Annotated in this window: 12 protein-coding genes; 5 read left to right on the top strand and 7 right to left on the bottom strand. The window is 65.3% G+C overall.

What is annotated here, in order from left to right; genetic code table 11:
• Genes ATE59_RS13020 through ATE59_RS13030 form a run of 3 tightly spaced genes read right to left on the bottom strand, consistent with a single transcriptional unit; the run spans nucleotide 1 to nucleotide 4,036 of the window.
• On the bottom strand, nucleotides 1-2,172 hold the full coding sequence (locus ATE59_RS13020) for an RNA degradosome polyphosphate kinase (protein ID WP_231737349.1): 2,172 nt from the start codon (nucleotides 2,170-2,172) through the stop codon (nucleotides 1-3).
• On the bottom strand, nucleotides 2,163-2,819 hold the full coding sequence (locus ATE59_RS13025; RefSeq protein WP_003047844.1) for an HdaA/DnaA family protein: 657 nt from the start codon (nucleotides 2,817-2,819) through the stop codon (nucleotides 2,163-2,165). The genes ATE59_RS13020 and ATE59_RS13025 overlap by 10 nt, the downstream gene beginning before the upstream one ends.
• Complete coding sequence (locus ATE59_RS13030) at nucleotides 2,819-4,036, bottom strand: heavy-metal-associated domain-containing protein (RefSeq protein ID WP_231737351.1); 1,218 nt, start codon at nucleotides 4,034-4,036, stop codon at nucleotides 2,819-2,821. Before ATE59_RS13030 ends, ATE59_RS13025 begins: the two co-directional genes overlap by 1 nt.
• Nucleotides 4,037-4,301: 265 nt before the next feature.
• Here ATE59_RS13030 and purM point away from each other — a divergent pair, with 265 nt between their 5' ends.
• The 4 genes from purM to ATE59_RS13050 all read left to right on the top strand — a co-directional run bounded on the left by purM (nucleotide 4,302) and on the right by ATE59_RS13050 (nucleotide 8,619).
• Nucleotides 4,302-5,408 (top strand): phosphoribosylformylglycinamidine cyclo-ligase, encoded by a 1,107-nt coding sequence (gene purM / locus ATE59_RS13035; protein ID WP_058812739.1) that lies wholly within the window; start codon nucleotides 4,302-4,304, stop codon nucleotides 5,406-5,408.
• Between the two features lie 114 nt (nucleotides 5,409-5,522).
• Nucleotides 5,523-6,473, top strand: coding sequence for a phosphoribosylglycinamide formyltransferase (gene purN / locus ATE59_RS13040; protein ID WP_058812740.1), 951 nt, complete (start codon nucleotides 5,523-5,525; stop codon nucleotides 6,471-6,473).
• 169 nt (nucleotides 6,474-6,642) lie between these two features.
• Entirely contained in the window at nucleotides 6,643-8,088 is a 1,446-nt protein-coding gene (gene cls, locus ATE59_RS13045; RefSeq protein ID WP_058812741.1) for a cardiolipin synthase, read from the top strand.
• Nucleotides 8,089-8,121: 33 nt separating this feature from the next.
• Nucleotides 8,122-8,619 (top strand): phage tail protein, encoded by a 498-nt coding sequence (locus tag ATE59_RS13050; RefSeq protein ID WP_231737353.1) that lies wholly within the window; start codon nucleotides 8,122-8,124, stop codon nucleotides 8,617-8,619.
• Between the two features lie 53 nt (nucleotides 8,620-8,672).
• On the opposite strand, the gene ndk is transcribed toward ATE59_RS13050, so the two are convergent.
• From ndk to ATE59_RS13070, 4 genes are all read right to left on the bottom strand, one after another.
• Nucleotides 8,673-9,095 carry a nucleoside-diphosphate kinase gene (gene ndk, locus ATE59_RS13055; RefSeq protein ID WP_003047863.1) on the bottom strand — a complete coding sequence of 141 codons (423 nt, stop codon included), beginning with the start codon at nucleotides 9,093-9,095 and terminating at the stop codon, nucleotides 8,673-8,675.
• 102 nt (nucleotides 9,096-9,197) lie between these two features.
• Nucleotides 9,198-9,734, bottom strand: a complete 537-nt coding sequence (locus ATE59_RS13060) for a hypothetical protein (protein ID WP_003047866.1) — start codon at nucleotides 9,732-9,734, stop codon at nucleotides 9,198-9,200.
• 117 nt (nucleotides 9,735-9,851) lie between these two features.
• Nucleotides 9,852-10,301: a DNA polymerase III subunit chi gene (locus tag ATE59_RS13065; RefSeq protein ID WP_058812743.1), complete on the bottom strand. Its 450-nt coding sequence runs from the start codon at nucleotides 10,299-10,301 to the stop codon at nucleotides 9,852-9,854.
• A 15-nt stretch (nucleotides 10,302-10,316) separates the two neighbouring features.
• Entirely contained in the window at nucleotides 10,317-11,762 is a 1,446-nt protein-coding gene (locus ATE59_RS13070) for a leucyl aminopeptidase (protein ID WP_058812744.1), read from the bottom strand.
• A gap of 132 nt (nucleotides 11,763-11,894) precedes the next feature.
• Here ATE59_RS13070 and ATE59_RS13075 point away from each other — a divergent pair, with 132 nt between their 5' ends.
• Nucleotides 11,895-14,210, top strand: coding sequence for an LPS-assembly protein LptD (locus ATE59_RS13075; protein WP_058812745.1), 2,316 nt, complete (start codon nucleotides 11,895-11,897; stop codon nucleotides 14,208-14,210).
• The last annotated feature ends 94 nt before the right edge of the window (nucleotides 14,211-14,304 follow it).

Raw genomic sequence — 14,304 nt, forward strand, 5'->3', positions numbered from 1 at the left:
TCAGTCTTCGCGCATGTTGAAATCGAGGGTCGGCACATCCTGCCGCTTGTGCAGCGCGGTCCCGCGCCCCGAAAGCGACGGGTTGTTCATGAAATAATGGTGCAGGTTAAACGGCTTGTCGCCCGGATCGACGCGCACATAGGTGCCGTCGGCCTGCAGCACCCAGCTTTGTTCATTGTCGATCAGATTGGCGACGAGCACCTGATCCAATATCTGGTCGTGGACGGTCGGGTTCTCGATCGGGATCATATATTCGACGCGGCGGTCGAAGTTGCGCGGCATCCAGTCGGCGCTCGAGATATAAAGCTTGGCGCGCTGGTGCGGCAGGCGCGATCCGTTGGCGAAGGCCCAGATGCGGCTATGTTCGAGGAAGCGGCCGACGACCGATTTGACGCGGATCGTCTCCGACAGGCCGGGAACGCCGGGACGCAGGCAACAGATGCCGCGCACGATCAGCTCGATCGGCACCCCCGCCGCGCTCGCCTCGTAAAGCTTGTCGATGATGCCGGGGTCGACGAGGCTGTTCATCTTGGCCCACAGCCCCGACGGCAATCCCGCTCGCGCCGCCGCAATCTCGGCATCGACAAGCTCGCACAGATGCGCGCGCATGTTGAGCGGCGACATCGTCACCAGCTCGAGCCGCTCGGGCTCGACATAACCGGTGATATAGTTGAACAGTTGCGCAGCATCGCGCCCCGCGCGCGGATCGGCGGTGAAGAAGCTGAGGTCGGTATAGATGCGCGCGGTGATCGGGTGGTAATTGCCCGTACCGAAGTGGCAATAGGTCCGATACCCCTGCCCCTCGCGGCGCACGACCATCGAGATTTTGGCGTGCGTTTTCCACTCGATGAAACCGTAGACGACCTGCACCCCAGCGCGTTCGAGCTGGTTCGCCCAGAGCAGATTCTGCTCCTCGTCGAAGCGCGCCTTGAGTTCGACAACCGCCGTCACCGACTTGCCCGCCTCGGCCGCCTCGATCAGCGCGCGGATGACGGGCGACTGGTTGCCGGCACGATAGAGCGTCTGCTTGATCGCGACGACATCGGGATCGGCGGCTGCCTGCCGCAGAAAGGACAGGACGACATCGAAGCTTTCATAGGGGTGATGGACAACGATGTCCTTGGACCGGATCGCCGCGAAACAATCGCCGCCATGTTCGCGGATGCGTTCCGGAAAACGCGGCGAATAGGCCGGGAACTTCAGGTCGGGGCGATCGACATCGACCAGCGCAGACAGCGCCGCGAGCCCGACGAAACCGCCGATCTTCGCGACGATCGCCTCATGCCCCTGAATATCGGCGTTGAGCACTGCGGCCAGTTCGGCCGGCATGTCGGCCTCGAGTTCGAGCAGAATCACCCGTCCGCGCCGACGGCGGCGGATCGCGGTGCGGAACAGCCGCACCAGATCCTCGGCCTCTTCCTCGATTTCGATGTCGCTGTCGCGGATGATGCGGAACACGCCAATCGAGCGGCTCGTATAGCCGGGGAAAATCAGGTCGGCGAACAGTTCGACCAGATATTCGATCGGCACGAAGCTCGTCGCTTCGCCCGGTACCGGCACCAGTCGCGGCAGCGAAGCGGGGATCATCACCAGTTCGCGCACCGTGTCGCCCGTCGCCTGGCGCTGGAGATCGAAGATCACGCCAAGGCCGCGGTTGGGGATGAAGGGAAAGGGGTGCGCAGGATCGAGCACCTGCGGCGTCAGGATCGGGAATATCTGTTCGCTGAAATATTGGCGGAGCGAAGCGCGCAGCCGCTCGCGCTCCGACCCGGCGCCGTGAACGATGACCCCTTGTTCGGCGAGCAGACCGTGCAGCTTCTGCCACTCGCTCTGCTGTTCGTCGACGAGCCGGTTCACCTCGGCCTCGATCTCGGCGAGCTGCTGCCCCGGTGAGCGACCGTCGGCCGACGGATCGTCGATCCCCTGAAGCTGCTGCCCCTTCAGGCCGGCGACGCGGACCATGAAGAATTCGTCGAGATTGCTCCCCGAAATCGACAGGAAGCGCAGCCGCTCGAGCAAGGGATGCGCCGGATTGCGCGCCTCCTCCATCACCCGCCGGTTGAAGGCGAGCCACGACAGTTCGCGGTTGAAAAAGCGGTCGGGGTTCGTCTTGTCGAAGCCCGGAACCACCGGATCATTATCGGCGCGAAGGGGCTGACCGGTTATCGACATGTGCCTGTTTCCTGCCTTTCGAGCAAATCGGGATCGATGAGCCCCTGTGACAGTAATGTTTCACGCGTAAGACGAATGCTAATGGCGCGCCCTTTTTCGAGCGATGCGGCGTCGAGCGCCGCGACGACGCGGTGGATCATCGCATAGCTGCGCTCCATCCGCGGCACGACATAGGCGGCGACGTCGGGCGAAATCGCCATCCCGCGCTGGGCAAAAAGTGCGTCGATCAGGTCGCGCGCCAGGCAATCGTCGGGCTCGCCGATCGTCAGCACCGGCACTGCGCGCAACCGCGAAGCGAGGTCGGGAAGCGCGATCGCCCATTCGGACGGCGGCGCATCGGCAATGATGAGCAGGGGCGTTCCCGACGCCTGCGCCGCGTTCCAGGCGTGGAAAATCTCCTCTTCGGACACGCTGGCATGACCGTCGATCACGCGCCCGCCCGATTCGCGCGCGAACAGCCGCCCCATCAGGCTGCGCCCCGATCCGCGCGGCCCGGTCAGCACCGCGGTGCGCACCGGCCAGGTCGCGACATGGCGCAGATAGCGCACCGCGTCGGCGTTGCTCGTCCCGACGATCAGCGGACCGTCGTTGGCGCCGCCGGCGCTCCAGTCGAGCGGCAGCGCGATCTGTCCCGAACCGCGGGGCATCAGCGACTGATCCTGAGCTGGCCGCCGCCTTCCTGCACCTTGAAACCGCGCGCCGCGAGCGCCGCCTTCAGCGCGCCGACGTCGCCGCGGAAGGTGACGCGCATCACCGACATGCCGCCGAGCGCGAGGCTGCTCGTCGCTGCCGACTGGACCCCCGAAATGCCGCCCACGGCGCGTTCGGTCGCCGAAACCGATTCGACGTCGGGTGATGCATATTGGACCGTGAAGGTCTGCAGCCCCGCAGGCGCCGTCGTCGGCAGGCTGGTGTCGGTCTCGCCGGCCACCACCGTGTCGTCGGTCGCCACATCTTCGGGCAGATCCTCCTTCTCGACCGGCTTTTCGAGCACGAGATAGGCGTCGGTGCGCAGCTGTCCCGCGGCGAGCGCCTGCGTGTAGAGCGCATCCATCCGTGCCACCGCCTTTTCCATCATGTCGGGAATTGCGGCGGCGTTGGGCGCGGTCATCGTGAAGGCGCCGATCAGGCGGTTGTCGGGGCTGTAGCGCGCGGCGAAATGGCCCGTCACCGGTCCGCCGGGATAGCTGTATTCGACCCGCGCGATCGGGATCAGCACGTCGGCTGCGCCATATTGGTCGAGGATGACGCGCCACCAGACGCGGCCGCGCCGTCCGGTCTGCCCCGGATTGAGCAGCAACGTGTCGGCGCCGGTGCCCGCGGTGCGGACATAGTCGATCGCGCTCTGCCCGGTATTATATTCGGCCCAAGCGCGCTGCCACGCGCTGCGCTGTTCGAACACCTGCTGAATGCCGTCGATCGAATAGACGGGAATCACCAGCAGCGGCGGCGAACGCAGGGTGCGGCCGCTGACACCCAATATCTGCCCGGCGCGGACGCGGTCGAACTGGACGCCAAGCGTCGCGACATAGCGGCGCGGCCCGACCTGTTCCTTTTCCACCACGATCGCGGTGACGATGCCGTCCAGCACCGAATCGGACAGCGCCGGACCGTCGCTGCCGTTGGTCTTGCGATAGAGTTGCTGCCACCCCTTGCGCTGCGCCTCGCGCCAGCCCTTTTCGCGCGCATCCTCCGGATTGTCGCCGGTGACGTCGATCGCGATGCCGCTCGCCAGAAAATCGCCGCTGCTGTTGATCGGCGTGATGCCGCGGTCGCCATGCGCGATCTGCCCCTGGACGAGGCCCGCGATCAGAACCGCCAGGAACAGCCCGAACAGCGCCGCCCAGCGCCGATCGCGAGGCACGAACGAGCGAAGGGGGAGACCGGGAGTCGAACGGGGGAAAGCGGCCGAGGTCATAGGGTTCTTACGCTTTGTTCCCAACCAAGATGCAACCATCACTCTGTCCGTCATTCCGGCGAAAGCCGGAATCTCGACCTCGTGCCATAATGCCCCGGCGAGATCCCGGCCTTCGCCGGGATGACGATTCCTGCATGCCCTACGCGAAAGTCGAGGTCACCGACAAGGAAATCATGGCATTTGTCGGCCGGAAGCGTTAGTCGCGCGGGCCATGGATTCCAAGCATAACCAACCCGCCCCTTATACATATGCGCAGGCCGGCGTCTCGATCGAGACAGGCAATGCGCTGGTCCGTGCCATCGCCCCGCTCGCCCGCGCAACGCGCCGCCCCGGCGCCGATGCCGACCTCGGCGGTTTCGGCGGCTTTTTCGACCTGAAAGCGGCGGGGTTCAACGATCCGCTGCTCGTCGCGGCGAACGATGGCGTGGGCACCAAGCTGAAGCTCGCGATCGAATCGGGCAAGCATGACGGCGTCGGTATCGACCTCGTTGCCATGTGCGCCAATGACCTCATCGTGCAGGGCGCCGAGCCCTTGTTTTTCCTGGACTATTATGCGACCGGCAAGCTCGAAAACGATGTCGCGACCCAGGTGGTCGCGAGCATCGCCGAGGGATGCAAACAGGCGGGCTGCGCGCTGATCGGCGGTGAAACCGCCGAAATGCCGGGGATGTATTCGGACGGCGACTATGATCTTGCGGGCTTTTGCGTCGGCGCGGTCGAGCGCGACCACGTACTCACCGCCGACAAGGTCGCGGCGGGCGACGTGATCCTCGGCCTCGCTTCGTCGGGGGTGCATTCGAACGGCTTTTCGCTCGTGCGCCGCCTCGCCGCCGACAAGGGCTGGAAGCTCGACCGCCCGGCGCTGTTCGATCAGACCGTCCTGCTGATCGACGCGCTGATGGCGCCGACGCGCATCTATGTGAAAAGCCTCCTGCCGCTCGTGAAGACCGGCAAGGTCCATGCGCTCGCGCACATCACCGGCGGCGGCCTGCTCGAAAATATCCCGCGCGTGCTGCCCAAGACGCTGCACGCGCATATCGATGCCGACGCCTGGGACCAGCCGCGGCTGATGGCGTTCCTGCAGGCGCAGGGCAATATCGAGCCCGAAGAAATGGCGCGCACTTTCAATTGCGGGATCGGCATGGCCGTGGTCGTCGCCGAAAGCGACGTTGCCGATGTGACAGCGGCGCTCGAAGCCGCGGGCGAGACGGTGCACCGGATCGGGCATATCGCGGCGGGCGACAAAGGTTGCACCGTGTCGGGCGGCGCGGAAACCTGGAGCGCGATGGGTGCGTGGAGCGCCACGCACCACGGCTGACGCACATTTCCGTTCGCCCTGAGCTTGTCGAAGGGCCGTCCTTCCCTTTGGACCTTGAAAGCGAAGAACAGTGCTTCGACAAGCTCAGCACGAACGGATTGAAAGGGTGGCGCCGTGACGAAAGCGAAAGTCGGCGTCCTCATCTCGGGCGCCGGGACCAATATGGCGGCGCTGCTTTATGCCGCGAAAGCCGCCGACTGCCCTTATGAACTCGTGCTGGTCGCGAGCAACAACCCGGAAGCGCCGGGCCTCGCGCTCGCCGCGGCCGAAGGCATTGCGACCTGGGCGCAATCGCACAAGGGAATGTCGCGCGCCGCCTTCGACGCGCTGGTCGACGAACGGCTGCGTGCCGCTGGCGCCGACTATGTCGCGCTTGCGGGCTATATGCGCATCCTCAGCGACGATTTCGTCGCCGGCTGGACCGACCGGATGCTCAACATCCACCCCAGTCTGCTGCCGCTCTACAAGGGGCTCGACACCCATCAGCGCGCGATCGACGCCGGCGACCGTTTCGGCGGGTGCAGCGTCCATGTCGTCACGCCCGCACTCGACGATGGGCCGGTGCTGGCGCAGACCCCGGTCGCGATCGTGCCCGGCGACACCGCCGAAACCTTGGCGGAACGCGTCCGTTTTGCCGAGCATCAGCTCTATCCCGCCGCGCTCGCCGCCTTCGTGACGCGCGAACGGGCGCCCGACTGGCTGCTCGGCCGCGTCCGCGCCCTGGCGATGGCGCTGCCCGAAGCCGACGAGGTTACCTCGCACGGCATGCCCTGCTTCGGCATCGTCAAGGGCAAGAAATTCGCCTATTTCACCCACGACCACCATGGCGACGGCAAGACCGCGCTGCTGGTCAAGATCAGCGGCGCCGACGAGCAGGCGCAGCTCATCGAACTCGACGAAGCGCGCTATTACCGCCCCGCCTATTTCGGCGACGGCTGGATCGGCATCCGCCTCGACCTCGGCGATACCGACTGGGATGCGATCGGCGACTGGCTCCGCAAGAGCTGGCTGGCGATCGCGCCGAAAAAGCTCGCGGGGCTGATGGCGGCAGCCGAGGACTTTTAAGTCGCCACCCGCGTCATTGCGAGCGGAGCGAAGCAATCCAGAGCGGTTCACGCGCACTCTGGATTGCCGCGCGGCGTCGCCGCTCGCAAATGACGAACAAGGGCGCCATACTTGCCCCGTCCAAAATTCGCGCTGGCCTTTTGCGCCAAAGCACGGTGAACTGGCGGCGATGGAGTATGATTTCGCCCTGATCCTGTGGGCCGCGTACGTCGCGGTCTTCATCGTCATCCTGGGCCGGATCATCCTGCGGCCGCAGCGCGAGCCCGCCTCGCGGCTCGCGTGGTTGATCGCGACGATCGCGGTACCCGTGGTCGGCATCCTCGCCTATCTGTTGCTCGGGGAGGCGCGGATCAGCGCCAAGCGGCGCGCGCGCTATGCCGCGATCGAGGCGCATCTGCCGCATCCGCACGACAATGCCGACGTGCGCCGCAGGCTCGCGCGCAGCGCTTGGGCCGCCCCCTTCGCGCTCGCAGAGACCGTAAACGCTCTACCGCCCACCGCGGGCAATCGCGCGCATCTCGCCGCCGACAGCAACGCCGCGATCCGCGAGATGGTCGAGGATATCGACAATGCGAAGTCCACCGTCCACCTCTGCTTCTATATCTGGCTCGCCGACAATAACGGCTTCAGGATCAAGGACGCGCTGGTCCGCGCGGCCCGGCGCGGCGTCAAGGTCCGCGTCCTCGCCGACGCGCTCGGCTCGCGCGGCTTCATCCGGTCGGCCTATTGGATCGAACTCGAAAATGCCGGGATCGATGCGCGCATCGCGCTGCCGATCGGCGGGCTGATCTGGACGCTGATCCGCGGGCGCTTCGACCTGCGCAATCACCGCAAGCAACTCATCATCGACAATCGCATCGCCTGGTGCGGCAGTCAGAATCTCGCCGACCCCGAATTTCGCATCAAGTCGAAATATGCGCCGTGGGTCGACATCATGACGCGCTGGGAAGGCCCGGTGGTGCGAGACTGCCAGTTCGTCTTTGCCGCCGACTGGGAAAGCGAGCGCGGCGACGACATCGGCGACCTTTTGCAGGACGATGCCGAGCCTCCGGCCGCCGCCGATCCGGGCATCGCGGCGCAGGTAATCGCGACCGGCCCCAATGTCCGCTACGCCGCGATGACCGCCTGTTTCACCGCGCTCATCCACTCGGCGCGGCGCGAGCTGGTCGTCACCACCCCCTATTTCGTCCCCGACGAACAATTGCTCTTCGCGCTGCTCGACTGCGCGCGGCGCGGCGTCGCGACGGTGATGATCGTGCCGCACCGCAACGATAGCCGCGTCGTCGCGGGCGCGAGCCGCAGCTATTATGCCGACCTCGTCGACGCGGGGGTAAAGCTCTACGAATATCGTCCCGGCCTGCTCCACGCCAAGACGATGGTGGTCGACGGCGAAGTCGCACTGATCGGGTCCGCCAACCTCGATCGCCGCAGCTTCGAACTCAATTTCGAGAATAATATCCTGTTGCTTGACAAAGCTTTTGCTGCCGAACTTCGTACGCGGCAGGAAGTTTACCGCGCCGATTCGATACCCGTCGGCGCCGCCGATGTCGTATCCTTCGGCATCGTCCGGCGGCTGTGGCAAAACCTCGTCGCGACGGTCAGTCCGCTGCTCTAGCGCCAGCCGCTCCACCACCGCCCGTTCCACCTGATGGCGGGCATGTTGACAGCGCGCCGCCCCTTCCCGAGAAGTGCGCTGCTAGATCTGGGGGATTTGACGATGGGCAAGGAATTCAATGCATTTTCGATCGTGGGCGTGGCGCTGCTGGCCACATCTGTGCCAGCTCATGCAGCGAGCGACCCTTTTATCGGCGAAGTAATGATGACAGCCGCGACCTTCTGTCCGCGCGGTTGGACCGAAGCCAATGGCCAACTCGTGTCAATCAGCGAGAATATGGCGCTTTTTTCGTTGCTGGGAACGACTTATGGCGGGGATGGGAGCAAGACCTTTGCGCTCCCTGATCTGCGGGGACGCGCGCCGGTCCATGTCGGTAACGGCCGTGATGTACCGCCGCTGGTGCTCGGCCAAAAGGGCGGCAACAGCAGCGTCGCCCGCGACCCCGCGGCATCGGGCACAGTCAAAACGCAGCCGACACTAGCCATTCGCTACTGCGTCGCGATCCAAGGCATCTACCCGTCGCGCAACTGAAAAAGGCCGCCGGATCGCTCCGGCGGCCTCTTTGGCCTTGCGGCTCGGCTGGTTCAGCCGACGATTTCTTCGGGCTTGAAGAAATAGGCGATTTCGATCGCCGCATTTTCATCGCTGTCGCTGCCGTGCACCGTGTTCGCTTCGATGCTTTCGGCCAGTTCCTTGCGGATCGTGCCGGGAGCCGCGTCCTTGGGGTTGGTCGCGCCCATCACGTCGCGGTTACGCTGCATCGCATTCTCGCCTTCGAGAACCTGGACGACGACCGGGCCCGAGGTCATGAATTCGACGAGTTCGCCGAAGAAGGGGCGTTCCTTGTGGACCGCGTAAAAGCCTTCGGCCTGTTCCTTGGTCATGTGAATGCGCTTCGACGCGACGACGCGCAGGCCGGCGTCTTCCAGCATCTTGGTGACGGCGCCCGTGATGTTGCGGCGGGTCGCGTCGGGCTTGATGATCGAAAAGGTGCGGGTGACCGCCATTGGGAAAGCTCCTGCTTTATATCTTGTCGGAATGGGCGCGCCTCTAGCCGCGCTTTCGCCGCTCCGCAAGCAAAGAGCGCGGGGGGCTTTCCCGTCCCCGGGTCAGCCGCCGTGGCCGTAGGTGATCGACCCGTTGACCATGTCGCCCGCCTGCGTCGCCGTGACCTGCACGCCCGACTTGCTGTCGCCAGGCCGTTCGGCGCCGAACATTGCGGTTTCGCCGGCCTTGACCTCGGTCGTGATCTTCATGCCTGCGGCCTCGGCCTGCTTGCGGAAATGTGCGATCACGTCGGCCGCCTGGCCCTTGACCTCAAAGCTCGCCATGCCGCCGGCCCCATCCTTGTTCGTCGCGGTGAAGCCGCCCGTAACCTTCGCACCCGGATAGGGCGAGAAACCCGCGGGGAATTTCGCATTGCCCGCGCCGCCGCCGAACTGCATCTCGCCATCCTCGGTCTTGATGCTGATTGTGCCATTTTCGCCGCTGGTGTCGGACGTCACCTTATAGTCGGCGGTCTTTCCGGTTTCGGGGTCGGTGTAAGTGCCGCTCGCGACTTCCTTTTCCGATTTCGATCCGCACGCCGAAAGCGTCATCGCCAGCGCAATTGCGGTGCCAAGCGTGAATGTCCTGAGCGTCGCCATAATCTACCTCCTGTTGCCCCGAATCGGTCGGCTGCTGTCCCTAGGGTGCGACCCGGTTGCCGTCGGTGATCCCCCTCACAGAAAGACGCTCTTCCCCGGCCCGGTCAGCCTATCGCGTCACGGCCCTTCGGACCAGCGTCCGCGCTCATCCTGTTTCCAGAAGTGGATTTCCACGCCCTCGGCCTTGGTCAGCGCGCGCCAGGTCGCGCGCGCATCGTCGATGCGACTGTTGTCGAACAACAGGAAAGCGCGCTCGAACGCCAGCGCCTCATCGCGCCATTCGCCATCGGCGAGCGCGACATGGGTGGCGCCGTTGATCGCCGGGGTGCCCAGCGTGCCGCTGAGCAGGATCGGCTCGATCGCCTCGTCGGGCGATCCCGCCGCGCCGTGCGGCAGGAAACTCGCGGGTTGCAGCGTCCACAGCGCCTCGTCGATCGCCTGCCGCTGCATCGCCGCGGCAGCGACGACGAGCAGCCGGCTGCCGCCATCCAATATGCGCGTGGCGATCGCGGGGAGCACCCGTTCGACCGGGTCGCGGGTCAGCCGATAGAAGTCGACGCGCGCCATGCTCCCCGAACCGGATCAGCCTTCGTGATTGTCGGCGATATAGCGGTCGAGCAGGCGGACGCCATAACCCGTCGCGCCCTTCGCCCACACCGGGCCGTCCTTGTCGCTCCATGCCGTGCCGGCGATGTCGAGGTGCGCCCAGGCGACTCCGTCGTCGACGAACCGCTTGAGGAACTGCGCCGCGGTGATCGACCCGCCTTCGCGCGGACCGATATTCTTCATGTCGGCGATGGGGCTGTCGATCAGCTTGTCATAGGCCGGCGACAGGGGAAAACGCCACAGCTTGTTGTTCGTCGCCTCACCCGCAGCGATCAACTTTTCGGAAAGCCCGTCGTCATTGGCGAAAATGCCCGCATATTCGTGGCCGAGCGAGATCACCATTGCGCCGGTCAGCGTCGCCAGATCGACGATGACCTTGGGCTCATAGACCTTCTGCGCCCAGGTGATCGCGTCGCACAGCACCAGCCGGCCTTCGGCGTCGGTATTGAGCACCTCGACCGTCTGTCCCGACATGGTGGTGACGATGTCGCCGGGGCGCTGCGCATTACCGTCCGGCATATTTTCGACAAGGCCGACGATGCCGACGACATTCGCCTTGGCCTTGCGGCCCGCGATCGCCTTCATCGCGCCCGCGACAGCGCCCGCGCCGCCCATGTCCCACTTCATCATGTCCATGCCCGGGCCGGGCTTCAGGCTGATCCCGCCGGTGTCGAAGGTCACGCCCTTGCCGATGAATACGACCGGCTTGTCGTCGGCATTGCCGCCGTTCCAGCGCATCGCGAGCAGCCGCGGCGGCCGCACCGACCCTTGCGCGACGCCAAGCAGCGCGCCCATGCCGAGCGCCTTCATCTGCCGTTCGTCGAGCACCTCGATCTCGACGCCGAGGTCGGCCAGATGCTGGCAGCGCTCGACGAAGCTTTCGGGATAGAGGATGTTTGGCGGCTCGGCGACCAGCGTCTGGGTCAGCGCCACGCCGTCGGCCACCGCCGAATAGCTGCCCCAGCGCGCCGAAATATCACCCGCGGGCGACGCGATCACGATGGTTTTCAGGCTGGGCTTGGCGGTGTCGGAAAGGCGGGTGCGATAGGTGTCGATGCGCCAATCGCGCAGCTTCGCACCCATCGCAAAGGCGAGCACATCATCTTCGTCGATCTGGCCCGCGCTGGCGAAATCGACGTGCAGCACCGCGACGCCGCTCGTCTGCAGCCGCGCGGTCAGCGCGCCGCCAGCGCGCTCGAGATCATGGACCGTCCCCTCGCCGATGCCCACCAGCAGCAGCCGCGTGGCCCGGTCACCGTCGAAGGCGGCGGTTTCGGCCACCGAACCCGCGGCGCCATCGAACCGCGCCTGCTTCGCCAGCGCGCCGAGCAGCGCACCGAGCGCGCCGGCCTCGCCCTTGCGGACCGGAAAAGCGACAACGTCGGCAGACGCATCGATTTGCGCGACAAACTGAATGTCCATCTTTTAACTCTCTTATGCGATGATTGATTGGAACGTGCCGGACCGATAGGGGTTTCGCTCGCGAGTTGCAAAACTAAAGCAGCCAGCCCGCAAAGGGTGGACGCAAGATAAGGTGTGGGACAAAGAAATTAAATGAGTCGGACTTTGTTCCCCCACGCGGCGCGCGCGCGGCCCCTTTGGGTCGCCACCGCGAGCGGCATGCTCCTTGTCGCCGTGCCCGCCGCGGCGCAGACCGGCGCGCCCGCGCCCGCCGCCGGACCTGCGGCTCCGGCCGCGCAGCCCGACCTCCAGAATCGTGACGTCTCGGCCGTCACGGTCGATGCACCGAAGCCCGGTGACGAAGAACAGATCGGCTTTGCCGCCGACAATCTGAATTACGACAGCGATGCCGACATCGTGGTTGCCGACGGCAATGTCGAAATGAACCGCGACACCATCTCGATGCGCGCCGACAAGGTGACGTGGAACCGCAAGACCGGCGAAGTGGTCGCCGAGGGCGATGTCGCGATCAAGAATCCCGAAGGCGACACCGCCTATGGCGACCGCATCGTGCTGACCGACACGCTGCGCGACGGCATCGTCCAAAATATGCTCGTCGTGTTCGATAATGGCGCGCGGCTCGCCGCGGTGAAGGGTAGGCGCTTCGACAACGGCAACATCGAGCTGGAAAACGCCGCCTACACGCCCTGCCCGGTCGAGGATGACGCGGGCTGCCCCAAGAACCCGAGCTGGCAGATCCGCGCCGTCCGCGTCGTTTACGACCAGGCGAAGAACAAGATCCGCTACAAGGGCGCGCGCGTCGAAGTCTTCGGTCTGCCGCTCATCCCGCTGCCGGGGCTCAGCCACCCCGCCAACAATGATGCGGGCAGCGGTATCCTCGTCCCCGACGTCCGCCTCGGCCGCACCAACGGGTTCGAAATTGCCCTACCCTATTATCTGCGGCTCGCTCCCGACCGCGACCTGACAATCACACCGCACGTCTACACCAATACGGCGCCGATGATCGAAGGCGAGTTCCGCGCTCTCACCGATATCGGCGCTTTCCGCATCAATGGCTACGCGACCTACAGCTCGGTGGTGCCGCTGACCGGAACCGGCACCGCCGCCGATCAGCGCAACGATTTTCGCGGCTATCTGGAAAGCGCAGGCAAGTTCCAGTTCGATCCCAAGTGGAGCCTGACCTATTCGGGCCGGATCACCACCGACCGCACCTTCATGCGCCGCTACGATATCAGCCGCGACGACCGGCTGCGATCGATGTTCGAGCTGGAGCGGATCGGCGGGCAGAGCTATTTGTCGATCGCCGGCTGGGCGACGCAGACCCTGCGCGCGGGCGACAGCCAGGGGCAGCAACCGATCGCGCTTCCGATCATCGACTATCGCCAACGCCTGCCCGATCCGTGGCTGGGCGGTCAGTTCGAGCTTCAGCTCAACACGCTGTCGATCGCCCGCACAGCGGGACAGGATACGCAGCGCGCCTTCGCCGGCGCCCGCTGGGATCTGCGCGGGCTGACCGGGCTCGGCCAGGAAGTCACGCTGACCGCGCTGGTGCGCGGCGATGTCTATCACAGCGACGAAAATCTGCTGACGCCGATCGCCGACTATCGCGGCAAGTCGGGTTGGCAGGCCCGCGGCATCGCCGCCATCGCCGCCGACATGCGCTGGCCCTTCATCGGCGAATTCCTCGGCGGCACCCAAACGCTGACCCCGCGGGTGCAGATCGTCGCGACGCCGCCGCTCAAGAATGTCGATATACCGAACGAGGATTCGCGCGCCTTCGATCTTGAGGACGGCAATCTCTTCGCGATCAATCGCTTCAACGGCTACGACCGGTTCGAGGACGGCGCGCGCATCACCTATGGCGTTGAATGGAATTTCAGCCGCCCCGGCTTCAACATCAGCAGCGTCATCGGTCAAAGCTATCGCCTGTCGGACAAGCCGACGCTGTTCCCCGACGGGACCGGGCTCACCGACCGGCTCTCCGACATCGTCGGGCGGACGACCGTCGCCTACAAGGATTTCCTGCGCCTTACCCACCGCTTCCGGCTCGACAAGGATAATCTGGCGATCCGCCGCAACGAATTCGATGCGACAATCGGCAGCCGCTCGACCTATGCCGTGCTCGGCTATTCGCGCCTCAACCGCGACATCACCCTGCTCGGCGAAGATCTGCAGGATCGCGAAGAAGCGCGCGTCGGCGGCCGTGTGGCGGTCGCGAAAAACTGGTCGATCTTCGGCTCGGCGATCGTCGATCTGACCAGCAAGGCCGACGATCCGCTCAGCACATCGGACGGCTTCGACCCGATTCGCCACCGGCTCGGCGTCGCCTATGACGACGACTGCCTGTCGATCGCCTTCACCTGGCGGCGCGACTATGTCGACACCGGCGACGCGCGGCGCGGCAACAGCTTCTCGTTCCGCGTCGCGTTCCGCAACCTCGGTTTCTGATCGCTCAGCCTGCGTTCAGCGTTTTCCCGCTATCTCCCGGCTTCAAAGGTCCGGATGGCGGATTGCGCTGGACCATCGGGCGCTTCGGCTGATA

The organism is Sphingopyxis sp. A083, from assembly GCF_001468495.1.
GTDB classification, from domain to species: domain Bacteria; phylum Pseudomonadota; class Alphaproteobacteria; order Sphingomonadales; family Sphingomonadaceae; genus Sphingopyxis; species Sphingopyxis terrae.